The sequence below is a fragment of the Sphingorhabdus sp. genome (assembly GCF_044239665.1).
In the GTDB taxonomy this organism is placed as follows: Bacteria; Pseudomonadota; Alphaproteobacteria; order Sphingomonadales; family Sphingomonadaceae; genus Sphingorhabdus_B.
In genome coordinates, this window is sequence record NZ_JBIIBA010000010.1 from 1 (window position 1) to 22,485 (window position 22,485).

At 56.3% G+C, this 22,485-nt stretch carries 22 protein-coding genes and 1 tRNA gene; 11 read left to right on the forward strand and 12 right to left on the reverse strand.

What is annotated here, in order from left to right; translation table 11 throughout:
• The 4 genes from ACILP3_RS04680 to ACILP3_RS04695 all read right to left on the reverse strand — a co-directional run.
• On the reverse strand, positions 1 to 110 hold a 110-nt coding region (locus ACILP3_RS04680), incomplete at its 3' end, for a VOC family protein (protein ID WP_395615580.1).
• On the reverse strand, positions 107 to 1,192 hold the full coding sequence (gene hppD / locus ACILP3_RS04685) for a 4-hydroxyphenylpyruvate dioxygenase (RefSeq protein WP_395615506.1): 1,086 nt from the start codon (positions 1,190 to 1,192) through the stop codon (positions 107 to 109). The genes ACILP3_RS04680 and hppD, both read right to left, overlap by 4 nt.
• Before the next feature lie 79 nt (positions 1,193 to 1,271).
• Entirely contained in the window at positions 1,272 to 2,507 is a 1,236-nt protein-coding gene (locus ACILP3_RS04690) for an alpha/beta fold hydrolase (protein ID WP_395615507.1), read from the reverse strand.
• Between the two features lie 78 nt (positions 2,508 to 2,585).
• Positions 2,586 to 3,020, reverse strand: coding sequence for a hotdog fold thioesterase (locus ACILP3_RS04695; RefSeq protein ID WP_395615508.1), 435 nt, complete (start codon positions 3,018 to 3,020; stop codon positions 2,586 to 2,588).
• 298 nt (positions 3,021 to 3,318) lie between these two features.
• Between ACILP3_RS04695 and ACILP3_RS04700 the strand changes: the two genes are divergently transcribed.
• Together ACILP3_RS04700 and ACILP3_RS04705 are read left to right on the forward strand one after the other, a co-directional pair.
• A complete protein-coding gene (locus ACILP3_RS04700) occupies positions 3,319 to 5,442 on the forward strand; it encodes an RNA degradosome polyphosphate kinase (protein WP_395615509.1) in 2,124 nt (707 codons plus the stop codon).
• Positions 5,443 to 5,447: 5 nt separating this feature from the next.
• Positions 5,448 to 6,902: a Ppx/GppA family phosphatase gene (locus ACILP3_RS04705; protein WP_395615510.1), complete on the forward strand. Its 1,455-nt coding sequence runs from the start codon at positions 5,448 to 5,450 to the stop codon at positions 6,900 to 6,902.
• A 116-nt stretch (positions 6,903 to 7,018) separates the two neighbouring features.
• On the opposite strand, the gene ACILP3_RS04710 is transcribed toward ACILP3_RS04705, so the two are convergent.
• The gene (locus tag ACILP3_RS04710; RefSeq protein ID WP_395615511.1) at positions 7,019 to 8,038 is read right to left on the reverse strand and encodes an aldo/keto reductase; all 1,020 of its coding nucleotides are present in this window, start codon (positions 8,036 to 8,038) and stop codon (positions 7,019 to 7,021) included.
• A 10-nt stretch (positions 8,039 to 8,048) separates the two neighbouring features.
• Positions 8,049 to 8,960 (reverse strand): 4-hydroxybenzoate octaprenyltransferase, encoded by a 912-nt coding sequence (ubiA, locus tag ACILP3_RS04715; RefSeq protein WP_395615512.1) that lies wholly within the window; start codon positions 8,958 to 8,960, stop codon positions 8,049 to 8,051.
• 101 nt (positions 8,961 to 9,061) lie between these two features.
• On the opposite strand from ubiA, the gene ACILP3_RS04720 reads away from it, so the two are divergent.
• The 3 genes from ACILP3_RS04720 (at position 9,062) to ACILP3_RS04730 (ending at position 11,432) form a co-directional block, all read left to right on the forward strand.
• Positions 9,062 to 9,805, forward strand: a complete 744-nt coding sequence (locus ACILP3_RS04720; RefSeq protein WP_395615513.1) for a 16S rRNA (uracil(1498)-N(3))-methyltransferase — start codon at positions 9,062 to 9,064, stop codon at positions 9,803 to 9,805.
• Positions 9,806 to 9,903: 98 nt separating this feature from the next.
• A complete protein-coding gene (locus ACILP3_RS04725) occupies positions 9,904 to 11,277 on the forward strand; it encodes a glutamate--cysteine ligase (protein WP_395615514.1) in 1,374 nt (457 codons plus the stop codon).
• A 79-nt stretch (positions 11,278 to 11,356) separates the two neighbouring features.
• Positions 11,357 to 11,432, forward strand: a tRNA-Trp gene (locus tag ACILP3_RS04730).
• Positions 11,433 to 11,971: 539 nt separating this feature from the next.
• Here the strand turns inward: ACILP3_RS04730 and ACILP3_RS04735 are convergent.
• Positions 11,972 to 12,877 (reverse strand): DUF808 domain-containing protein, encoded by a 906-nt coding sequence (locus tag ACILP3_RS04735; RefSeq protein ID WP_395615515.1) that lies wholly within the window; start codon positions 12,875 to 12,877, stop codon positions 11,972 to 11,974.
• A 251-nt stretch (positions 12,878 to 13,128) separates the two neighbouring features.
• Here ACILP3_RS04735 and secE point away from each other — a divergent pair, with 251 nt between their 5' ends.
• The 5 genes from secE (at position 13,129) to ACILP3_RS04760 (ending at position 16,955) form a co-directional block, all read left to right on the forward strand.
• Positions 13,129 to 13,329 carry a preprotein translocase subunit SecE gene (gene secE / locus ACILP3_RS04740; protein WP_296199998.1) on the forward strand — a complete coding sequence of 67 codons (201 nt, stop codon included), beginning with the start codon at positions 13,129 to 13,131 and terminating at the stop codon, positions 13,327 to 13,329.
• A gap of 40 nt (positions 13,330 to 13,369) precedes the next feature.
• Positions 13,370 to 13,906, forward strand: coding sequence for a transcription termination/antitermination protein NusG (gene nusG, locus ACILP3_RS04745; RefSeq protein WP_395615516.1), 537 nt, complete (start codon positions 13,370 to 13,372; stop codon positions 13,904 to 13,906).
• Positions 13,907 to 14,389: 483 nt separating this feature from the next.
• A complete protein-coding gene (gene rplK, locus ACILP3_RS04750; RefSeq protein WP_395615517.1) occupies positions 14,390 to 14,821 on the forward strand; it encodes a 50S ribosomal protein L11 in 432 nt (143 codons plus the stop codon).
• Positions 14,822 to 14,825: 4 nt separating this feature from the next.
• The gene (rplA, locus tag ACILP3_RS04755; RefSeq protein WP_395615518.1) at positions 14,826 to 15,521 is read left to right on the forward strand and encodes a 50S ribosomal protein L1; all 696 of its coding nucleotides are present in this window, start codon (positions 14,826 to 14,828) and stop codon (positions 15,519 to 15,521) included.
• A 165-nt stretch (positions 15,522 to 15,686) separates the two neighbouring features.
• The gene (locus ACILP3_RS04760; protein ID WP_395615519.1) at positions 15,687 to 16,955 is read left to right on the forward strand and encodes an exo-beta-N-acetylmuramidase NamZ domain-containing protein; all 1,269 of its coding nucleotides are present in this window, start codon (positions 15,687 to 15,689) and stop codon (positions 16,953 to 16,955) included.
• Here the strand turns inward: ACILP3_RS04760 and ACILP3_RS04765 are convergent.
• Positions 16,918 to 18,480, reverse strand: coding sequence for a sodium:solute symporter (locus ACILP3_RS04765; RefSeq protein WP_395615520.1), 1,563 nt, complete (start codon positions 18,478 to 18,480; stop codon positions 16,918 to 16,920). The two genes, ACILP3_RS04760 and ACILP3_RS04765, sit on opposite strands and share 38 nt — an antisense overlap.
• 55 nt (positions 18,481 to 18,535) lie before the next feature.
• A complete protein-coding gene (locus ACILP3_RS04770; RefSeq protein ID WP_395615521.1) occupies positions 18,536 to 19,897 on the reverse strand; it encodes an SRPBCC family protein in 1,362 nt (453 codons plus the stop codon).
• A 55-nt stretch (positions 19,898 to 19,952) separates the two neighbouring features.
• On the opposite strand from ACILP3_RS04770, the gene ACILP3_RS04775 reads away from it, so the two are divergent.
• On the forward strand, positions 19,953 to 20,417 hold the full coding sequence (locus tag ACILP3_RS04775) for a DUF3237 domain-containing protein (protein WP_395615522.1): 465 nt from the start codon (positions 19,953 to 19,955) through the stop codon (positions 20,415 to 20,417).
• 29 nt (positions 20,418 to 20,446) lie between these two features.
• Here ACILP3_RS04775 and ACILP3_RS04780 read toward each other — a convergent pair whose 3' ends face one another.
• The 3 genes from ACILP3_RS04780 to ACILP3_RS04790 are packed head-to-tail and all read right to left on the reverse strand — an operon-like array spanning position 20,447 to position 22,349.
• Positions 20,447 to 21,352 (reverse strand): carbon-nitrogen hydrolase family protein, encoded by a 906-nt coding sequence (locus ACILP3_RS04780; RefSeq protein WP_395615523.1) that lies wholly within the window; start codon positions 21,350 to 21,352, stop codon positions 20,447 to 20,449.
• The gene (locus ACILP3_RS04785) at positions 21,349 to 21,939 is read right to left on the reverse strand and encodes a GNAT family N-acetyltransferase (protein WP_395615524.1); all 591 of its coding nucleotides are present in this window, start codon (positions 21,937 to 21,939) and stop codon (positions 21,349 to 21,351) included. Before ACILP3_RS04785 ends, ACILP3_RS04780 begins: the two co-directional genes overlap by 4 nt.
• The gene (locus ACILP3_RS04790; RefSeq protein WP_395615525.1) at positions 21,936 to 22,349 is read right to left on the reverse strand and encodes a ketosteroid isomerase-related protein; all 414 of its coding nucleotides are present in this window, start codon (positions 22,347 to 22,349) and stop codon (positions 21,936 to 21,938) included. The genes ACILP3_RS04785 and ACILP3_RS04790 overlap by 4 nt, the downstream gene beginning before the upstream one ends.
• Positions 22,350 to 22,485 lie beyond the last annotated feature (136 nt).

Sequence of the window (22,485 nt, forward strand, 5' to 3'; positions counted from 1 at the left end):
GTGGTGAATTCCATGCCCAGCACATGCGCATACCAATCCGCCGTCGCCTTTGCGTCCTTGCAGCGATAGGCGACGTGGTGAATGCGGTTCAGCTTTACGGGCGCGGTCATGCGACAGGCTCGACTTGCAACGCGCCGCGTTCAATCTGGTCGCGCTCAATGCTTTTGAACAAGGCGGTGAAATTGCCTTCGCCAAAGCCCTCATCCTTCTTACGCTGGATGAATTCGAAGAACACAGGGCCAATCATGGTTTGCGAGAATATCTGCAACAAGAGCCGAGGGTCGCCATCTTGTGTGGAGCCATCAAGCAAGATACCGCGCGACTGCAGCGCGTCGACTGGCTCGCCATGGCCGGGCAAGCGTTCCTCGAGCATGTCATAATAAGCCTTGGGCGGTGGCGGTGCGAAGGGCGTGCCCAGCGCCTTTAACCGGTCCCAGCACGCCGGTAAATCATCACAGGAAAAGGCGATATGCTGAATGCCTTCGCCATTATAAGCGCGCAGATATTCCTCAATCTGCCCGCCGCCGGCCTTGCCCTCTTCATTCAACGGAATGCGGATTTTGCCATCTGGCGCGGTCATCGCGCGGCTGGTCAGGCCAGTATATTCGCCCTTAATGTCGAAATAGCGGATTTCGCGGAAGTTGAAGACGCGTTCGTAAAAACCGCCCCAATGCGCCATGCGTCCGCCATAGACATTATGCGTCAGATGATCGATGATCTTAAAACCAGCGCCCACCGGATTGCGGTCCACACCGGGCAGATAATCAAAGTCGATGTCATAAATCGACAAGGCGTCGCCATACCGATCCACAAGATAGATCATCGCGCCGCCAATACCGCGAATGGCGGGTAAGCGCAGTTCCATAGGGCCCGTGCGCGTTTCAACCGGTTCCGCCCCACGCGCAATCGCCTCGTCATAGGCAATACGCGCATTCTTCACCCGAAACGCCATGCCGCACGCCGACGGGCCATGCTCCGCCGCAAAATACGCCGCAGGGCTTTTGGGTTCATAATTGGCGATTAGGTTGATTTCGCCTTGCCGCCAGAGGTCGACATCCTTCGACCGATGCCGCGCGATGCGGCTAAAGCCCATGCGTTCAAACACAGGTTCCAGCAGGCCTTTTTCCGGCGCGGAAAATTCGATGAATTCAAACCCATCGAGACCCAACGGGTTTTCGAACAAATCGGTCATACACGCGCTCCTGCAAAAACTGGTAACAATTGCAACCAGTTTACGGCATCAGCGGCCGCGCGTCAATGCGCGTGACGGTTCAGGTAAAGTGCAAGCGGCGGTATTTGCCCCGGAAATACAGCAATGGGTCACGGCGCGGCTCAAAGCTCGCTTTTTCGACGCGACCGACCAAGATGAAATGGTCGCCAGCTTCATGCAAGGCATGGCGTTTGCATTCGAACATGCCCAGCGAGCTTGGCAAGATCGGCGCGCCATATTCGCCGACTTCCCACCGCGTTCCGGCAAAGCGATCCTCGCTTTTCCCGGCGAACAGGTTGGAAACGGGTTGCTGCCCAATCTGCAGCACGTTGACGGCGAAATCGTCAATGCCGCGCAAAACCTCTGCGCTGCCGGAATTATTGGCGATGCACACCAACAACAAAGGCGGGTCGAGCGACACGCTGGTGAAGCTGTTGGCGGTCAAGCCGACGGGCTTTCCATCTGGGCCATGCGCAGTGATGATCGTCACACCTGTCGCAAAACACCCCATCGCATCCCGCAATGTCCGCGCGTCGGAACCGGAACGATATTCCGGAATGAAGCGCGGTTGCTTACGCTCCAAAAAGTCGATGAGCAGGCCGTTAAAGGCCTCCGCCCGTTCCGCCATAATCAACAAGCCGCCACCATCAACGTCAATGGCCTCTACATTCAGTAGGCTGTCCACAAAAGCAGGTTGCGCACTATCTGGGTCAACTTGGCCCAAGGCACCGCGAATGACGAGCGACGGCAAGCCAACATGGGACGCAGCCTCGCAAAGTGCTTCGCCCACGCCTTGGGTGTCGAATGCCGCAAATATTGCATTGTCATAATCGGCACGATTCAAACCCTGCCCAAGCGCCGCGGACATGCGGTCTGCCGCCGCGCGCACCGCCTTTGCGTCATGGTCCGCCGGCGGATCGACAAATATCAAGCCTGATGCCAAGGTCGCGGCATCTTCAGCCAAGGCCATGGTCGCAATCCACGCACTATGGGACGCTGCAACAACGACGGGACGCGTCCGCATTTGGCCCAAAACGGCGCGCAAATCTTCGACATATGCGTTGAAGTCATAACGACCGTCAGATGGCCATTCGCTACCGCCATGGCCGCGCAGGTCAACATTGATGACATGGCGTCCGGCCTGTTCCAAACCAATCGCCACTTCTTCCCACAATTTGCGGGTCTGGCCAAAGCCATGCAGCAGGACAATGGACGGATCATCGGCAGACCCAATATCGTCGGCCTCAATCCTGATGCCTGCAAAGCCCTTAAATTCTCTTACATAACGAAGCGACATGCGCCTAAACCCCAAATTCTGTCTAACGGTGTCATAGCTTGCCTATCCGTGCACGCTTACTATGTTTTACGCAATAATTTATGCGCGGTCGGTGGAAATAACCGCCATCGTAATGCGTGAGATGCAGACCAGCTTTCCGGCTTCATCCTCTATCCGGATTGACCAAATTTGCGTCGTGCGGCCAATCGATTCCGCCGTGGCCGTGGCAAAAACAAAGCCGTCCTTCACGGGGCGAATATGGTTGGCGTTGATTTCCATGCCCACGGTCGCAAACTTGCTGGGGTCAACCGTCATCGCCGCCGCCGTCGAACCCACCGTTTCGGCCAAGACCACCGATGCGCCGCCATGAAGCCGCCCATAAGGCTGCTTCGTGCGTGCATCGACGGGCATGCGCGCCTTTATCCAATTGTCCCCATATTCGACGAATTCGATCCCGACAAAACCGGGCATGCAATGCGCGCTTCCGGCAGTTAGCGCGGCAAGATCAAGCTTTTCGTGAAACCATATAGACATAGTATCTCCATGCGCGAAGCGGTGCGCACTGTCTAGGCCGTGGACCAGTTAAATTCACCTTTGCGGCGACAAAATCGTCTCAAGCCGCGAAGGTGGATTTACGTGGCCCTTACCCCAAGGCAAGTTGCTCTTGGTTGACAGGGACTGAAACTTATCCGCACAACAGCATAAACTATTCGCGACAAAGCTGTTACAGTTCACATTATGGCTGCCGTAAATATGCAATGTTTCCATGGCATCGCGCCTTAATTGATGAAAAAGGAATATTTTGGTGAAGGTCGTGCCAGGTCCAAGCAGATTGAAAGCCCATAAAACGCCAACCGATGCGCGCTATTTTAACCGCGAGCTGTCATGGTTGAAATTTAACGAGCGCGTGTTGGAAGAAGCGTCGAACCCAGCGCACCCATTGCTGGAGCGCCTGCGCTTTTTATCGATTTCGGGCACAAATCTTGATGAGTTTTTCATGGTCCGCGTGGCGGGTCTGCGCGGGCAGCAGCAAAGGCAGATCGTAGAGCTGTCGATCGATGGCCGCACGCCATCCGAGCAGCTTGCCGACACCGTTGCTGCGGCTGACCGGTTGATGATCCAGCAACAGAAGCTGTGGCGCAAGCTGATGGGGGAGTTGGCCAGAGCGGGGATTAAAATCGTTCAACCATCCGCGATGGGCAAAAGCTTGCAAGCGCAAGTAGGTAAATATTTTCGCGAACAAATCTTGCCGGTTCTCACCCCGCAGGCGTTGGACCCCGCCCACCCATTTCCCTTCATCCCCAATCAGGGCCTGAGCCTGATATTCGATATGCGCCGCAAGGACGATAATGAAGTCGTAAGGCAATTGGTCTTGATCCCGCAATCGCTCGCCCGCTTTGTTCGGCTGCCTGGCCCGGGCACGCGTTTTGTAACCATTGAGGCGCTCATCAAGCATTTTGTCGGCCAGATGTTTCCCGATTATCGGCTGATCGCCGCTGGCGCCTTTCGCATTATCCGCGACAGCGATATTGAAGTGGAGGAAGAGGCCGAAGACCTCGTCCGCTATTTCCGTAGCGCCATCAAGCGCCGCCGTCGCGGGCGGATTATCCGGCTGAAGCTGGAAAAAGGCCTACCGAGCGAATTGGCGACGTTGATCCGCACCGAACTTGGCGCAGGCGCGTCTATCGTGGTCGAAACCGTCGGTTTCTTGGGGATTGGGGATTTGAACCAATTGGTGGACGAAGACCGCCCAACGCTGAAATTCCCGCCTTATTCTCCGCGCTTTCCCGAACGCATATTGGAACATGATGGCGATTGTTTTTCGGCGATCAGCCAAAAAGACATCGTCATTCACCACCCGTATGAAAGCTTCGACGTGGTGCTCGCCTTCCTGCAACAGGCTGCACTGGACCCCGACGTTGTCGCCATTAAACAGACATTGTATCGCGCTGGCAAGCAATCGGGCGTCATCCGCGCCTTGTGCGAGGCCGCCGAGGCCGGAAAATCGGTCACCGCGATTGTCGAGTTAAAAGCCCGGTTTGACGAAGAGCAAAATCTGCATTGGGCGTCGCAGTTGGAAAATTCCGGCGTTCAAGTGGTCTACGGCTTTGTCGATATGAAAACGCATGCCAAAATTTCGTTGGTTGTCCGGCGAGAGGCGGATGGTTTCCGGACCTATTGCCATTTGGGCACGGGCAATTATCACCCGATCACCGCCAAAGTGTATACCGACATCAGCTTCTTCACCGCCGACCCGCGCGTCGGCCATGATGCGGGGCAGATTTTCAACTATATCACCGGCTACATCCCGCCAACCGAGTTGAAGCTGTTGACCATGAGCCCGCTTGGCTTGCGGGAAAAAGTGATGTCGTTGATCGACGATGAAATCGCCCATGTTGCCGCAGGGCGACCCGGCGCGGTTTGGGCAAAGCTCAACTCGCTGGTCGATAAGGCCGTGATCGACAAATTATATGAGGCAAGCGAAGCCGGGGTTGAAATCGACCTTGTGGTGCGCGGCATTTGTTGCCTGCGCCCGGGGGTCAAGGGCATGTCATCGCGCATCCGCGTCAAGTCTGTGGTTGGCCGTTTCCTTGAACATAGCCGCATCTGGGCGATGGGTAATGGCGCTGATCTGCCCAATCGGGACGCAAAAGTCTTCATCTCCTCGGCGGATTGGATGTCGCGCAATTTCGACCGCCGCGTCGAATATATGCTGCCAATTGAGAACCCTACGGTGCATGACCAGATTCTTGATCAGGTTATGGTTGCAAACCTGCTCGACAACCAGCAAAGCTGGATGCTGCGTTCGGACGGACGCTATGAAAGGGTAAAAGCGGGTAGCATGCCATTTAATCTGCATCATTATTTCATGACCAATGCGTCGCTTTCGGGACGCGGAGGCGCGCTCGCGGATGACAAGAAGGTTCCAACTTTGAGCCTCGTCCGACAAAGATGAAGGCGGTGCGTCAGGCCGTCATTGATATTGGCTCCAACACTGTCCGGCTCGTGGTATATGCAGGCGCGCCGCGCGCGCCCTTGCCCATTTACAATGAAAAAAGCCGGGTAAAACTGGGTGCGTGCCTCGCAGGCGATGGCGAGATTGACAAAGCGACGATGAAAAAGGCGCTGGCCGCCTTGGCCCGCTTTGAAACGCTGGCCCGCGCGATGAAGGTCGACAGCATGCGCGTGGTCGCCACCGCCGCAACGCGTGAAGCGAAAAACGGTCAAGAATTGGTCAATAAGGCCGCCGCTTTGGGCATCCGCGTCGATTTGCTGGACGGCGATGCTGAGGCCACAGCGGCGGGCCATGGCGTGCTCAGCGACAATCCTCTTGCCAATGGCTATGTCGGCGATCTGGGCGGCGGCAGCCTTGAACTTATCCGCATAGCCGATGGCAAATTGGGCGCGCGGGTGTCGCTGCCACTGGGCACATTGCGGCATGACATATTAATGGCCAAATCGGCCAAGCAAATCACGCAAATGCTGCGCGATGATATTGCCAAGGCGATGGGCAAAAACGCCTTTCCGATAGAGGCTGGCCTGCCCTTTTATATGATCGGCGGTTCGTGGCGCAGCTTTGCCCGGCTGCACATGCATGCAAGCGGCTATCCGCTGACTATCCTCGCCAATTATGAAATGCCGCCCGAGGCACCTGAATTGCTCACGCCGCTGGCGCGAGACCGCGACGCCCTGACCCGATCAAATGTGATCGCTACGGGCCGTATTTCGGAACTACCCGGGGCGACGGCGTTGTTGAGTGGCATAATCGGGCTGTTAAAGCCCAACAAGCTTGTGACGAGCATTTACGGCCTGCGTGAGGGGTTGTTGTATGAACAACTGCCACCCGCCGAGCGCAGCCAAGACCCGTTGATCGCGGCAGCCCGCTTTGAAGGCGGGCGGCTGGGCCGTTTCCCCTTTCACGGTGATGCGCTGGCCGAATGGATTGCGCCCGTCTTTGCGGGGCAAAGCGCGCATGACGCCCGCCTGTGCCGCGCGGCGTGCTTGCTGTCCGACAGCGTGTGGAACGTGAACCCCGAATATCGTGCAGACCATGCACTTGACCTTGCATTGGACGGCAGTTGGCCCGGCGTCAGCGCCAGCGACCGCGCGGTCATCGCCGCCGCCTTATGGACCGTGCACGCCGGAAAGCGGACCTTGCCCGAAATGCTGGCCGCCTTGGCCACGCCCGGCGCGCTGGCCCAAGCGGTCATCTGGGGCCTCGCCATCCGCTTGGCCCACCGCCTCGACGGCGGCACCGGCGGCGCATTGCCCGACAGCCGTATAGACGGCGACGGCGCGACGTTACGGCTGCACTTAAGCGGCTCGGCCGTGCGGTTGCAGTCAAACAGCGTCCAGCGGCGTTTGCAGGCTTTGGGCGAAGCACTGGGCTACGCGCAGGCGGAGATTTTGGGTTAGAGTGGGGTGTAAATGCGACGCTTTGTCTTCCCGCGCAGGCGGGAATGACAATGCTTGGTAGGGAATGACAAAGCTTTTAAGCAACTTGAGTCTCCCCCCTCACCCCATCGTCACCCTCACCCCATCGGGTATAATATCTCTTTCGTCACCTTGTGCACCGCGGTCATCACCTCATCGCTCAGTTTCAGGTCAATCGCCGCAAAGATGTCGTCGAGTTGATCTTCCTTGCTCACGCCCACCATCGTCGATGCCACAAAGTCATGCTGCTTCGACCAAGCCGTTGCCAGCGTCACGGGTGACATGCCTGCCTCTTGCGCAATCGCGACAATCCGCATCGTGCTTTCCAATGCGCGGGGGCCGGCAAAACGTTGTGCCATTTCGATTTGGCGCGATCCGGCCATTTCGAGATAGCGGGAGAACCGCGCGCCTTCGGGGCGGGCACCGTCCAGATATTTGCCCGACAACACGCCGCCAGCCAAGGGCGAGTAAGGCAGCAACGATACGCCCTCCAGACGGCAGACTTGTTTCAGCTCATCCTCAAACCGGCGGTTGTTGATCGAAAAATTATTCTGAATGCTCTCGTAACGGGCCACGCCCAGCCGCTCGGACGTCGCCAACGACTTCATCAGGCCATAGCTTGTCTCATTCGAACAACCCAGCACGCGGACCTTGCCCGACCGCACCAGCTCGTCAAGCACCTCCATCGTTTCGTCATAAGCAAGGCCATGGTCGGGCCAATGTGTTTGATAGAGGTCGATATAATCGGTCTGCAAACGGCGCAGGCTTTCTTCGACTGCGGTGATGATATTGTGGCGATCCAGCGTGGTCATGCCGCCGCGCTTGGGGGATTTGAACCAAGTGTGGCTGGGGCCGGAAACCTTGGTTGCCATGATGATGGCGTCGCGGTTCTTCCCCTTCATCCAGCGACCGACAATATCCTCGGTCCGGCCAACCCATTTAATGTCGGGCGGCACGGGATAGCCTTCGGCAGTGTCGAAAAAGTTGATGCCCGCATCCAGACATTTGTCGAGAATGCGATGCGCCTCCGCCTCATCGGTTTGCGACCCAAAGGTCATGGTACCCATGCAAATGTCGGATACGTAAATGGCGCTTTTGCCGATGCGACGATGTTCCATAATTCTCTCCTTAATATTGTCCCGCCGCGCCAACGACCAAAAAGGCAAGCGCGGCAAGCAACCCTGCCACGCGGTTTGAACGGAAATGGCCAAGCGCGTTGCTGCCGTCGGATTTCAGCGATACGACTTGCATGCCCAAATGAAAGGCAACGGGCAGGAGCGCGACCAACGCCTGCTTTTCGGGCCGAACGCTCCAAATCGCCATGCCCCATCCCAGAATCGTCAAAACATAGAATGCCGCCACGCCCAGCCGGACGCTGCCGCCCAGCCGCAGGGCGCTCGATTTAATCCCAACCAAGGCGTCATCTTCGCGGTCTTGCATGGCGTAGATGGTGTCATAGCCCACGACCCAGAATATCGTGCCCACATAGAGCCAGAGCATCGCCGCATTGGCTTGCCCCATGATCGCGACCCAGCCGACCAACGCGCCCCAGCTAAATACCAGACCAAGCCAGACTTGCGGCCAATATGTGATGCGTTTCATAAAGGGATAGGCCGCAACCAGAAGGATGCTGCTCACCGCGACAATCTGCGCCTCCCACCGAAGCTGCACCAGCACCAGCAGGCCAAAAGCGCATAAGCCAAGCAGAAACGCCCAAGCGCCGCGCAGGCTGATATCACCGCTGGGCAAGGGCCGCGACGCGGTGCGCGCGACTTGTGCGTCCAGATCGCGGTCGACAATATCATTATATACGCACCCTGCCCCGCGCATCACCATCGCGCCCAGCAGCATCCACAACGCAAGGTCCCAGCGCGGGACAAGCCCACCTGCAAGCGCTAGCCCGAATATACAGGGCCAGAATAACAGCCACCAGCCAATCGGACGGTCGAACCGCCCCAAAAGCACCAAAGCGCGCAGCTTCACCGGCAACAGGGCAATGATGCCAGTATATTCGCTGTCGGGAACAAGTTTAGACGTCATATGGTCAGCCCTGCCAAAATTTACGCGGCGCGTCATCTGCGAAGTTGAACGCGCGTAAGTTCGCAGATGACGGCACGCGCTTTTGCAGGTAGAGGCAAGCCATGCCCGCAACACCCGCCTGGCCCCCAAAATCAACGCCGCGCTTGTTTGTGGAACAAGTGCTGACGCTTGGAGCGACCCTGAACATTTCGGGCAATAGCGCGCATTATCTGATCGGTGTGATGCGCCTAAAAGAAGGTGCGCTGGTCAAATTGTTCGATGATATTTCGGGCGAATATCTTGCCACCGTCACGCATATACACAAACGCGACCTTGACCTGACCGTCACGGAAAAATTGCGCGAACGCGAAACGACGCCTGATCTGTGGCTTGTCCAAGCTTTGATCAAAAAGGATCGCTTTGACTGGATTGCCGAAAAGGCGTGCGAATTGGGCGTCGCGCGCTTTGTGCCTGTGCTAACCGCACGCTGCGTGGTCGATAAGGTGAAGGATGACCGCCTGCGCGCGCATATGATTGAGGCAGCCGAGCAATGCGAGCGCACCGCCTTGCCGCACATTGCGCCGCTGACGAAACTGGACGCGGTGCTGAAGGATTGGCCCAGCGACCGGATATTATATTTCTGCGACGAACGCGGCGGCGCACCTATGTTGGAGGCGATAAGCGCCGGACCAGCGGCCCTATTGATCGGGCCGGAGGGCGGCTTTACCGATAGCGAAAATGCCTTAATTCGCGCGCATGCCAATGCGCGGCCCATATCGCTTGGCCCGCGTATATTGCGGGCGGACACGGCTGCGGTTGCGGCAATATCGGTTTGGATGGCAAAAAATGGCGACTGGGCGGCTTAAGTCTCTCTGCGGTATTTATAATCCGCCTGAGAACTGGGTCATAACGCGATAACATTAATCTACTGGCAATATCGCCGCGACATTTCTAAACCGCCGCCATGAGCACAAAAACCGTTTCCAACCGCGTCGATCCCGTCATCGAATCACGCGATCAATTGGTCGCCGCCATTGCCAAGGGTGAAAAGCCCAAGGATCGCTGGCGTATTGGCACCGAGCATGAAAAATTCGTGTATAATCGCAGCGACCATCATGCGCCATCTTATGACGAACCGGGCGGTATTCGCGATTTGTTAATGGCGATGACCGAATTTGGTTGGGAACCGATCTACGAAAACGGCAAAGTTATCGCGATGAGCGGCAGCGACGGCGCCGTCAGTCTTGAGCCTGCCGGCCAGCTGGAGTTGTCGGGCGCGCCGCTGGAAAATCTGCATCAAACCTGCGCCGAAACCGGACGTCATTTGAAGCAAGTGAAAGCCATTGGTGACAAGACGAACACCAGCTTTTTGGGCCTTGGGCTGTGGCCCGACAAGACGCGCGCGGAACTGCCGATCATGCCCAAGGGCCGGTATGACATCATGCTGCGCCATATGCCGCGCGTCGGCAGCATGGGCCTCGACATGATGCTGCGCACGTGCACGATTCAGGTCAATCTTGATTATGCCAGCGAAGCCGACATGGCGCATAAATTCCGGACATCGCTCGCGCTGCAACCGCTTGCCACCGCTTTGTTCGCCAATTCGCCATTTTTGGAAGGCAAGCCAAACGGGTTTTTATCCTATCGCAGCCATATCTGGTCCGACACCGACCCCCAACGCACGGGCATGTTGCCGTTCGTGTTCGACGCCAATTTCGGCTATGAACAATATGTCGATTATATGCTCAAAGTGCCGATGTATTTCGTTTATCGCGACGGCAAATATATCGATGCGTCGGGCCTTGATTTCCGCGACTTCTTAAAGGGCGAATTGTCAGTGCTACCGGGCGAGAAGCCGACGGTCAGCGACTGGGAAGACCATATGTCCACCGCCTTTCCCGAAGTGCGGTTGAAAAGCTTCCTCGAAATGCGCGGTGCCGATGGTGGACCGTGGAACCGTATCTGCGCGCTCCCCGCTTTCTGGGTCGGCTTGCTGTACGATCAAGGCGCTTTGGATGCCGCATGGGACGAAGTGAAGCATTGGACGATGGAAGAGCGCGAGGCCCTGCGCAGTGCGGTGCCAGCACAAGGCCTGAACGCCGCGATACCCGGCGGTGGCAAGCTGCTGGATTTGGCGGGACGCATTCTCGACATATCCTCCTCTGGCCTTGCAGCGCGCAATTGCCTGAACAGCAGCGGTGACAATGAAACCGGCTATCTTGACCCGCTGCGCGAAATCGTCGCCAGCGGCAAAACCGTCGCAGAAGTGTTGCTGGAGAAATATCACGGCGAATGGGGCGGCGATGTGTCGCGCGTCTATGACGAGATGAGCTTCTAGCGCGTTATTGTTGAAAGCAGACTTGCCCCTTGCGCATATCGGCGTTAAGGGCACCCTTCTTCGCTGAAAAGCGGAGTGCAGGAGTTTAGCTCAGTTGGTAGAGCATCGGTCTCCAAAACCGAGGGTCGTGGGTTCGAGTCCCCCAACTCCTGCCATTTTCTTACATATTTAGAAATGGTCACTGCGCGCCCCGGCGCAGCCAATTTTGTCACACATTTTTATCACACAAAGCCGCGAAGCCGCAAAGAAGAAGGGAAGGAAATTGTCTTTTTCCTTTCCTTCGTGCCTTTGCGCCTCTGCGTGAACCACACCGTCACCTCCCCCGAAGCCGTCACCCTGGAGCCACCGGCGTGCAGAGCACAACTTGGTTCAGGGTCCATTTATCAGCCAAAAACTTCGGTCTGTGTGGCACGATGGATGCTGAAACAAGTTCAGTATGACGCTTGGGAGGAATACCGCTCCGCGATCTCCGCGCCTCTGCGTGAACCCTTTTTTTCGTCGCCCCAGCGCAGGCTGGGGCCTATCCCGTCTATCGGTCGAGCGCGGCGCTATCCGGCGAGACGCGCTAGGCTCCAGCCTGCGCTGGAGCGACGGTGTTTTTGGAGGGAATGCGCCTCTTCTTCTTTACGGCTTTGTGCGATAAAATAACCGGCACAACGCAGCCCCCCACGCACACCGCAATCTGGTTACTCCCTCAACCCGCCTTGCGTTTCGCAACCTGATGGTAAACCAACACAATCACCGCGCCGATGGCGAGGCCAACAACGCCGCTCATTGCCGCATCTGCGACCCAGGCCAGCGCCCCTTCATATAGGCCCAAAAACTCCGCTGGATGGATGCCAAAGCCGTGGACGATAATCTGCCCGCCCACCCATAGCATTGCGGCGGTGCCGATGGTGGACAAGGCGGCGAGCAATTTGGGCATGCCTTTTACAAGCGTGCGGCCAATGGCTTGCGAACCGGCATTTTCGCGTCCGGCCAACTTCAATCCGATATCGTCCATTTTGACGATCAGGCCAACCACGCCATAAACCCCGATGGTGACGGCAATAGCGACAAAGGCCAATGTCCCTGCCTCCAACCAGATGGATGTTTCGGCAAGGCCTTTCACTTCATTAAGGGCAATCGCCATGATTTCGGCGGACAGGATGAAATCGGTGCGCACCGCGCCTTTGACCATCGCGGTTTCATGTTCGCTGCTGGTCAGTTCTGCAAGCTCTTCGGCTAAGCTGACTTCTTCATGTGGGGCGATTTTTTCCCACACTTTCTCCGCGCCTTCGAAACATAGATATGCCCCGCCCAGCATCAAGATCGGGGTGATCGCCCATGGCAGGAACAGGCTCAACAACAACGCCACGGGCAAGATGATGACCAGCTTGTTAAAAAATGACCCCTTGGCAATGCGCCAGATGATCGGCAATTCGCGGTCAGGGGTAAAGCCCGTGACATATTGCGGTGTCACCGCCGTATCGTCGATAACAACACCTGCGGCCTTGCTGCCCGCCTTACCCGCAGCGGCGGCAACATCATCGACGGACGCGGCCGCAACTTTTGTAATGGTGGCGATATCGTCGAGTAAAGCTGCAAGACCAGATGGCATTTGGGGCGTTTCCTTGGCAAGGTTGGGTAAGAGGAAATAACCCAAAAGCTTAATAGTTCAAGGCACTTCGATATCGCTTATGCGGCCAATGCGCCTTCCCGAACCCGCTTGCCCAGTTTTGTTTGCCATCTTGCGTTGCGGCGAATCCCTTGTTAAAGGCCTAGTCTTTCCGAAATAGGAACCTATATCGCTCTCGACCCGCTGGTCGGAGCGCTGGCGGCTATCCTCGGGATCGAACAGGAAGAAACGATATGGCAAAAAATAGCCCCGGTGAATTCATCCGTCAGGTACGGACCGAAATCGGCAAGGTGGTATGGCCCTCGCGTCAAGAAACCGTGCAGACCGCGATCATGGTGTTGATCATGACGATCATCCTCGCCATCTTCTTTTTAGGCGTCGACGCGGTGTTTGCCGCAATCGTAAAGGGACTGCTCGCGCTGGCCGAAGGCTAAGCGCAGCCCCTATAGAGAGTTTTGGGGATAAGAAAATATTATGGCACGCTGGTATATCATTCACGCTTATTCGGGCTTTGAAAACAAGGTCCGCGACCAGATTCTGGCCGAGGCAGAGCGCATTGGCCTCTCGCAATTGGTCGAAGCCATAGAGGTTCCGACCGAACAGGTTACCGAAGTGCGCCGCGGTAAGAAGATCAAGGCCGAACGCAAATTCTTCCCCGGCTATGTTCTGGCAAAGCTGAACATGAACGATGATGTGTACCATTTGGTCAAGAACACAGCAAAGGTCACTGGATTTCTAGGCGCGGGCAACAAGCCGCAGCCAATCACCGAGGCCGAAGCCGCCCGCATCCTCAACACCAAGCAGGAACTCGAAGCCGCGCCTAAGAAGCGCGTTTCCGTCGACTATGAAATTGGCGATCAGGTCAAGGTGCTGGGCGGACCATTTGCAAGCTTCAACGGTTTGGTCGAAGAACTCGACTTCGACAAGAACCGCGTCAAGGTATCGGTCAGCATCTTTGGCCGCGCAACCCCGGTCGAGCTGGACTTTGAAGAAGTCGAATTGATGAAGTGATTTTGGTGCACGCAGCGGTGCAGAGGACATAGAGGGACCGTTTATTGTCTCGGCGTCCTCCGCGCCTCTGCGTGAACTCCTTGATTTGTCATTCCCGCGAAAGCGGGAACCCATGGGCCGAACTATCGGAAAAAAGGTTCGCACAAAGGCACAAAGGCATAAAGAAGTTACTCCCTGTCTTCGTGTCTTCGTGCGAACTAAAAACGTATCACGTGCGGCAATATCGGACCATGGGTTCCCGCTTTCGCGGGAATGACAATTTTGGGACATTGGGGTCTATGGATGAAAATTCCCGCCACCCCAGCATGACGAGTGTGTTGATTTAAGTGTCGGATTAGACTATTCGCCCCCCTCTTCTGATGAGAATCAGCAGAGCCCGTGCGGGAGGTTGTTACCAAAGAGATTTGGGGACGACTGTTTGACCGCTTAATTTGACCCGCCGCCGCGCAAGCTGTGGTGGGGAAAGAATGAAAGGACGCCATAATGGCAAAGAAAATTGACGGCTATATCGGCCTGCAAGTACCTGCAGGTTCAGCCACACCATCCCCGCCAATCGGCCCTGCTTTGGGTCAACGCGGCGTAAACATCATGGAATTCTGCAAGCAGTTCAATGCGGCGACCGCCGACATGGAAAAAGGCACGCCGATTCCAACGAAGATTACGGTTTTTGCCGACAAGAGCTTTACCTTCATCATGAAGGCACCGCCCGCAACCTATTTGATTAAAAAGGTTTTGGGTTTGAAGGCCGGTTCGAAAGAACCTGGCAAGCTGTCGGCTGGTAAGATTACCCGCAAGCAACTGGAAGAAGTCGCCACGCTTAAGATGGCTGACCTCAACGCGAACGACATGGACGCGGCCGTAAAAATCATCGCAGGCTCGGCTATCGCCATGGGCCTCGAAGTCGTGGAGGGTTAAGAACATGGCCAAGCTAACCAAAAAAGCAAAGTCGCTCGCGCATCTGGATGCTGACAAATTATACGGCGTTGATGAAGCGTTGAAGGCGATCAAGGAAATGGCGACTGCAAAGTTCGACGAGACCATTGAAGTCGCGATGAACTTGGGCGTTGATCCACGTCATGCCGACCAAATGGTCCGCGGCATGGTTTCGCTTCCAGCCGGTACCGGTAAGGAAATGAAGGTTGCCGTATTCGCCCGTGGCGACAAGGCCACTGCAGCAACAGCCGCTGGTGCGGACAAGGTTGGCGCAGAAGACCTGATGGAAGACATGCTGGCTGGCAATCTCGATTATGACCGCGTTATTGCAACGCCGGACATGATGGGCATCGTTGGCCGCTTGGGTAAGACCTTGGGTCCAAAGGGCCTGATGCCAAACCCGAAGCTTGGAACCGTCACCATGGACGTTGCCGAAGCCGTGAAGGCGGCAAAGGCCGGTCAGGTTGAATTCCGCGTTGAAAAGCAAGGCATCATCCACAGCGGCATCGGTAAGAAAAGCTTCTCCGATTCCGACCTGCGCAAGAATTTCGACGCATTGGTCGACGCCGTCATCAAGAACAAGCCAAGCGGATCAAAGGGCAAATATGTCCGCCGCGTGGCGATCAGCTCGTCCATGGGCCCAGGCCTTAAGATTGATCTGGCAGACGTCGCTGGCGCATAAGACTCTCTATCACACCCGTCACCCTGAACTTGTTTCAGGGTCTTAATTCAGGCGGGTGAGGAAAAGTAAGACCCTGAAACAAGTTCAGGGTGACGGATCAAGGGGCTGGAGGGAAACCTCCGGCCCTTTTTCTTTGCGGCGCGTGCCATTATCCAATAGAATTTGATGATGCGATTAATTTTGGCCTTTTTTATTGCGCTGCTTCCCATCACCGCTGTTGCGGCTGAACCAGTCCAGCCAAAAGCCCCCGAACCCACCACATCGCAAGCCGCTCTTATCCGGCCTATCACCCCCGGGATCGAAGTCTTGCTTTCTGGCCAACTGGAATGGCTGAAGGGAAAACGGGTCGCATTATTGACCAACCAGACCGGCGTTGATCGCAAAGGCGTCCGCAACGTCGATCTGCTGCGCGCGCACCCCGCTATCAATCTTGTCGCGCTTTTTAGCCCGGAACATGGTGTACGCGGCGCGGCGCAAGCGGGGGAAAAAGTGGCGTCGGAGATCGATCCCAAATCCGGATTGCCTGTCCACAGCCTCTACGGTGAAACCAAAATGCCGACTGCAAAGATGATGCAGGGCATTGATATCATGCTGGTCGATCTGCAGGATGTCGGCACGCGTTTTTACACCTATTCCTCGACGCTGCTGTACATGCTGCGCGCTGCAGAGACATCGGGGGCTGAGGTCATCGTGCTGGATCGCCCCAATCCGCTGGGCGGTGTGATGATCGAAGGGCCAATGCTCGAACCTGCATTTACCTCTTTCGTCGGAAGCTTTGCCATGCCGGTACGTCACGGTATGACCTTTGGCGAGTTAGCGCAGATGTTCGTCGGCGAAGATCAACTGCGTACCCGCCTTCATATCATTCCCATGCGCGGCTGGCATCGCAACTTGGCGCCCTATGTCGGTTGGGATCTGCCGTGGGTACCGCCCTCGCCCAATATGCGCGCACCCCGAACCGCAGCAGTGTATCCCGGCACGGCGTTGTTCGAAGGTACCAACATCTCCGAAGGGCGGGGCAGCGACAAACCTTTCGAATATATCGGCGCACCTTTCATCGATGGCGCGGCACTGGCGGAACGATTAAATGCGATGGCATTGCCCGGTGTCGAATTTAAGCCAGTTTCCTTTACACCGAATTTTTCCAAATATGCCGGACAGCCATGTCATGGCGTGTGGGTCATCCCCACCAACACTGAAATATTCCAGCCATTCCGCACCGGCATCGCTTTGGTGCAGACGGTCCATAAATTATATCCGAACAAATTTGAATTCAGCCCCGGCACGCCCCAGTTTTTCGACCAGCTGGCAGGAACCGACAGCGTCCGTAAAGGCATTTTGGACGGACAATCTATCAGCGATATCGAACGTCAATGGCAACAAGGGCTTGACGCTTTTAGGCAATCACGCGCCCGCTATCTGATATATCCTTGATATTACGACCAAGGCAGCAAACCCCAAATGCGACCGCCGTCCCGATGCATAATTGCCAGGGAAAGGCCAAAGCCTTCCACGCGGTTGGCAGACCAAGGCTGTCCACAACATAATGCTGTTGCATCAGGATTGTGACAAAGCCAGCCAGCAGAGCAGCAATCACCGACCATGTCGCCCCACGCTTTGTAAACACCACAGTGCCATAAACGCCCAGCAAGCCCGAATAGGCAAAGACCATGACGCCGAGGACAAATTCGAGCAAAGGCGTATCGCTATAATGCTGCCAGTAGAAACACAGTATCGACATGGCGAACAGCGCACATGCGAGCAATATCATCGCCAATCGTCCGGCGTTGACATAATGCTGATCGCTTGACGCTGCGCCGCGTTGTTCCTGCCACGGCCGGTAAAAATCATTCACCACCACCGCCGACATCGAAATAAGCCCCGAATTGATCGCCGCCGCGGCGATAACGCCTACTGTTACCAGCCCGCGCAAGCCGGGCGGGATTTCGGACAGGATGAACGACATGAATACCGTGATTTTTTCGCCGGCGAACGCGTTGGTCGCGCCAACGCTCACGCCCATCAGGTCGGGGCGGTTATAGAAGATGTGGAGCAGCGATCCTATCGCCATGAATAAAGCCACCACAGGGATTGCCGCCCACATGCTCGCATATAAAGCGCGTTTGCCCGATTGGGCGTTTTCGCATGCCAAGAAGCGCTGCGTCGTATCCTGATCAAGTCCCGCATTGCCGATATTGAGCAGCACCAGCCCAGTCAGGATTGCCCAAATGGTAAAGGGCTTGGTAAAGTCGAGCGACCAGTCAAACAAACGAAGCTTGTCCACGCCGCCCGGCGCAGATTGAAGCGCGTCCCAGATTTCGGGCATGGGTGCGGGAATTTTCGCCAGCAAAAAGACAAGCACCAGCACCGCACCGCCAAGGTAGAGCACGACCTGGACCAAGTCGCTCCAGATAACAGCATTCAGCCCGCCAAACAGCGTGAAGGCAACACCGAAGACAACGAGCACCGCCGATGCGATGACGATTTGTTGGGGCTGAACATCGAGAAAGATGATCATCGAGACTGCAATAGCGGCAAGATACAGACGCGCGCCGCTCGCCAAGATCCGACCGACGAGATACATCCCCGCCGCGGCGCGTCTGGCCGTTGCGTCGAAACGAGTTTCCAGCAATTCATATACCGTCGTCGCACCAATTGCGTAGAATCGCGGGATTAGGAAACGGGCAACGAGAAAGGCAGCGATGATTGCGGCAAAGTTGCTGGTGAGATAGCTGTAATCGCCGCGATAGCTGTTATCGGGCGCGCCGAGAAATGTTGCCGCTGACTGCATTGTCGATAGAACCGACACCGCAACCAGCCAGACCGGCGCATGATGACCGGCGAGAAAATAGTCATCCGTCGTTTTGTTCCGCCGTGTCGCCTGATAGCCAGCAAATGCCAGCAATGCGACATAGGCAAACAATATGCCCCAGTCATAAATGGTAAATGCTAATGACACCAATGCTCCCCCAAGGCGCAGCCATTAGCGGAACATGCCTGTTTGTTCAAATGCGCTACCGCGCCATATAGGCATCCAGCGTTTCGTGATAATGACGAATGCGGCTTTCTTGATAGCGCGCAAGGGTCACACCAGGTTTTTTCGAGGCCCGCAGGCCGCGCTGAATACGCATCAGATTATCTGTATCCTGATCCGCGACCATAGCCGCAGAGCCCAGTTCAGGGGCATCTGCCCATTTCTGATCCAGTCCCAGCATCGTCATTTTTGCAGGCTCCGGATGCGAACCATCGGGCGCTTTGGAAAACAGGAACATGATTTCCATGATCGAGCTTTCCGGATCATCGCCATTCGGACGAAAGCGGTACGTAATCGGTAACGCCTGACCGCCCCAGGGCACCATATTGGGGAACAGCATATATTCGATCAGGTCGAGCGATTCTGAATCCGAAAGTGCGGACATATCGCGGCCAATTGAGCGCGAAATCTTCTCGCGCGCGCGTTCGGCAAGCTTGCCGCGCGCCGTTTCGCCTTCATGTACCTCAATAGGCTTGCCTGCGAAAAAGGGCACGTCGCGGCGCATTTCGTCTATGGTCTGTTCGGGCGTGGTTGCTGGCTTTGATGGACTGGCGACGCCTTGTACGCTGATCATACGGCTCACATGACGCACGCCGGGCCAGACATCATATTGGGTGTTACTATCGCCATAATAGCCGAGCACCTGCGGATGCGCGAAGGGCACATGATAAGCTTCGACAAATGCCTCCATCGCCAGCTTCCAATTACAGGGCATAATCTTGGCGACATGTGCCGCGACATAGCGATCCTCCAGATTGAAGGGCGCAAAATGTTCGGGCAGATTTTCGAGATATGTTTCCAATGGCTCGGCATCAGCATCAAAGTTGATGAATACAAAACCACCCCATATTCCAACCCGGGCTTCAGGAAGGCTCATCTTGTCCTTTTCGACATGGGGGAAATCCCATTGCCCCGGAATGACCGATAATGCGCCGTCTAACTTCCACGTCCAACCGTGGAATGGGCACCGAAATTGTTTCACACATCCGCCTTCGGTGCGCAGCATCGTCCCGCGATGCAGGCACGAATTGATATAGGCTTTGATCTCGTCAGGGCCGGTGCGCACGACAATCAAGGAATCATGGACGATGTCATAGACGACATGATCGCCGACATTTGGGATATGCTCCAACCGGCACGCAAGTTGCCATGTCTTGCGCCAAACCTGTTCCACTTCCCGGTCATGCCAGTCTTTGGAAAAATACCGCTCTATCGACACATCTGCGCTGCTTTGTCCGGTGGCAGGAGATTCCACGCGCATGATGTCTGGCGCGGCGTTGGTATCGCTATTCAATATCTCCTGCACCGATGGCCCTGGACGGCGCGCAATTATATTGTCCAACTCACTCTCCTCAATATGTCTTGCGCCTTCCTGCCGACATGGTAGCGACACTGCAATGAAGATTTTACAACATCGCCACCTCATAGAGATGACCTTGACCGTTGATTTTGCCGGAATGGTCAGCATTGGCCAAACTCCAGCCGGCCTGCGCCGCATCGCGCCCGTCACGGGCGGCCATTTCACCGGCGAACGGTTAAACGGTACAGTGCTGCCCGGCGGGCATGATTGGGTCGTCAACCGGACTGACGGCGTCATGGTCATCGACGTTCGCCTGACGCTTCAAACCGATGACGGCGCGCTTATCTATCTGACATATCAAGGACGCTTCCTTGCAAATGCCGACGCCATGGCGCGCTTTGCCAAAGGTGAACCGCTGGACGCCGCAGAATATTCTTTGGCCATTTCGGCAAAGTTTGAATGTGGTGATGCGCGTTATAGCTGGCTGAACAATGTGGTGGCGGTCGGTACCGGCGAACGCACGGCCAGCGGGCCAGTATATTCGATTTTCGAAATAGGTTGAAACTCAGGGTCAGGCCCTGCCCCTAAGACCTAATCCAACGGAATGATTTCCACGGGCAGATCATCGACCTTTGCCCCGCAATATTGTTCGGGCCAATGCGCAAACGGACGCACCGCCCCTGCACTGCGCCAGCGGTCAACGCGGGCCAGATCGACATCGGCAAAGACCCATTCCCCCTGCCCTTCGGTCCCTATGGCCAGCACGCCGTCATCCGGACTATCGCCATCGGGTGGTACAAAAACGCCCGCTGCGCCGTAACTTTCATCAAGCGCAGGGGACCAAGGCGCCATGCCGACCGTGGGCGCTTGGACCACGAAAATCTGATTTTCCAAGGCCCGTGCCTGCGCCCCGATCCGGACCCGATGATAGCCTTGCAAACTGTCGGTGCAGGACGGGCAGAGAATGACCTGCGCGCCCGCAGCAGCCTGCGTCCGCGCGATCATCGGGAATTCGACATCATAGCAGGTCGAAATACCCATCATACCCAAAGGCGTGCGGAAAACGCGCAAATCTGTCCCGCTTTTAATGTCCCAAGATTCCCGTTCAAAGCGTGTCATCATGATCTTATCCTGATGTCCGCTCTGCCCGTCGGGAAAATAGAGGCTGGCGCGGTTCACAACCCGTCCGTCATCCAAAGCATAAGGGCGTGTCCCGCCCAGCACCGCAACCCCGAAAAGCCGGGCCATATCGATATAATGGGCATCAATCTGTGGCCCTAGCGCCACCACCGCGCGCAAGGATGCGTGCAGGTCGCTGGCGGTGGCTGTGTCAATCGCCGCCAGTTCCATCGCCGCATATTCAGGAAATACCAAAAGCTGCGCGCGATGCATTAACGCATCGGCCGCCCAAGCCGCGACTTTGTCTTGCCATTCGACAAAGCTGCCCGGCTGCCCGATGGGATATTGGGCAGCGGCGATGCGCACAGGCGCGGTCATAGGTCCCGCATCCAAAATTGCATCTGATGCGGGCTTTCGACAGCATCGCCAAGGTCCTGCCATTTCAGCATGGTTGTTAATCCCTCCAGTGGTGCATAGCCGCGCGCGCGCCAAAAGGGCGCCAAATCGCGGGGCGCATCGGGACGCATCGGATGGTCGGGTGGACGGACCACGGCACAAAAGGCGGCTTGGTCTGCACCCGCCGCCCGCGCCGCCGCCTCACGCGCGTCAAAAAATTGATGGCCGATGCCCTGCCCGTGATAATCGGGCAGCAAAACCGACTCCCCGAAATAGAAAATTCGCGCAACATCCAAGCCATAATCTAGCAAGGGTAATTGAAATTCGGCCTTTTGCCCCGCCATGGGTGAGGCGGTTGCCGCACCGATAACCACGTCATCATCCGTTGCGACGATCAACACCGCATTGGGCTCGGACATATATTCCGCAAGATATGCCGCTTCATAGTCCGCCGTCCCATCATATAGATAAGGCCAGCCCCGAAAGATGCGGATCCGCAGGTCCGACAGAGCCGGTATCGCCGCGTGGCGTTCCTGCGTGTCTGTCAAACTGCGAACGCGGATTGTCATGAAACCTGTGCAATCCAATCGGTTAAATTATAATAGACCGACACGCGCGCAATCTTTCCATCGGTGATGTCAAAAAAGCCGCCAGCAGGCAAAACATAGCTTTGGCCATGCGCCGGCGGGAAACCATCATCGGCGACCTTATACACGCCATGCACCATGAATTCGGCGGCAGCGCGCGTGCCGTCCGTGCTGGTCATTATAACGATGTCGCGTAATTGCTCGCTATAGGCATGGTCCATCCGCCCCAGAAACGCACGAAACGCATCCTTGCCGGTTTCGCGTGCGCCTTGATTGATGTCATGCGCCACATCCTTGGTCAGACAGGCCAAGATCGCCTCAATGTCCATGGCGTTAAACGCGGCATAATAACGCGCAATCAGGGCCATAGTATCTTCACGGACATCCGGCATATTTGCTCCTATCTTGCCTTGGGTCATTCAAGCGACCTGATTAAGTCACCCCGGCAAAGCTTGTCCAGTAAGATAAATTATCCAAAGCCACACAAGTTTTCGGGCAGGCCCAGCCCTTCGGCCCGTCCACTTGTCC

What these genes read in the sequence shown, in the direction of transcription:
- hppD (WP_395615506.1), bottom strand. Translation starts at nt 1,192, where the DNA reads ATGACCGATTTGTTCGAAAACCCGTTGGGTCTCGATGGGTTTGAATTC.
- ACILP3_RS04690 (WP_395615507.1), bottom strand. Translation starts at nt 2,507, where the DNA reads ATGTCGCTTCGTTATGTAAGAGAATTTAAGGGCTTTGCAGGCATCAGG.
- ACILP3_RS04695 (WP_395615508.1), bottom strand. Translation starts at nt 3,020, where the DNA reads ATGTCTATATGGTTTCACGAAAAGCTTGATCTTGCCGCGCTAACTGCC.
- ACILP3_RS04710 (WP_395615511.1), bottom strand. Translation starts at nt 8,038, where the DNA reads ATGGAACATCGTCGCATCGGCAAAAGCGCCATTTACGTATCCGACATT.
- ubiA (WP_395615512.1), bottom strand. Translation starts at nt 8,960, where the DNA reads ATGACGTCTAAACTTGTTCCCGACAGCGAATATACTGGCATCATTGCC.
- ACILP3_RS04720 (WP_395615513.1), top strand. Translation starts at nt 9,062, where the DNA reads ATGCCCGCAACACCCGCCTGGCCCCCAAAATCAACGCCGCGCTTGTTT.
- ACILP3_RS04725 (WP_395615514.1), top strand. Translation starts at nt 9,904, where the DNA reads ATGAGCACAAAAACCGTTTCCAACCGCGTCGATCCCGTCATCGAATCA.
- ACILP3_RS04735 (WP_395615515.1), bottom strand. Translation starts at nt 12,877, where the DNA reads ATGCCATCTGGTCTTGCAGCTTTACTCGACGATATCGCCACCATTACA.
- secE (WP_296199998.1), top strand. Translation starts at nt 13,129, where the DNA reads ATGGCAAAAAATAGCCCCGGTGAATTCATCCGTCAGGTACGGACCGAA.
- nusG (WP_395615516.1), top strand. Translation starts at nt 13,370, where the DNA reads ATGGCACGCTGGTATATCATTCACGCTTATTCGGGCTTTGAAAACAAG.
- rplK (WP_395615517.1), top strand. Translation starts at nt 14,390, where the DNA reads ATGGCAAAGAAAATTGACGGCTATATCGGCCTGCAAGTACCTGCAGGT.
- rplA (WP_395615518.1), top strand. Translation starts at nt 14,826, where the DNA reads ATGGCCAAGCTAACCAAAAAAGCAAAGTCGCTCGCGCATCTGGATGCT.
- ACILP3_RS04760 (WP_395615519.1), top strand. Translation starts at nt 15,687, where the DNA reads ATGATGCGATTAATTTTGGCCTTTTTTATTGCGCTGCTTCCCATCACC.
- ACILP3_RS04775 (WP_395615522.1), top strand. Translation starts at nt 19,953, where the DNA reads ATGAAGATTTTACAACATCGCCACCTCATAGAGATGACCTTGACCGTT.
- ACILP3_RS04780 (WP_395615523.1), bottom strand. Translation starts at nt 21,352, where the DNA reads ATGACCGCGCCTGTGCGCATCGCCGCTGCCCAATATCCCATCGGGCAG.
- ACILP3_RS04785 (WP_395615524.1), bottom strand. Translation starts at nt 21,939, where the DNA reads ATGACAATCCGCGTTCGCAGTTTGACAGACACGCAGGAACGCCACGCG.
- ACILP3_RS04790 (WP_395615525.1), bottom strand. Translation starts at nt 22,349, where the DNA reads ATGCCGGATGTCCGTGAAGATACTATGGCCCTGATTGCGCGTTATTAT.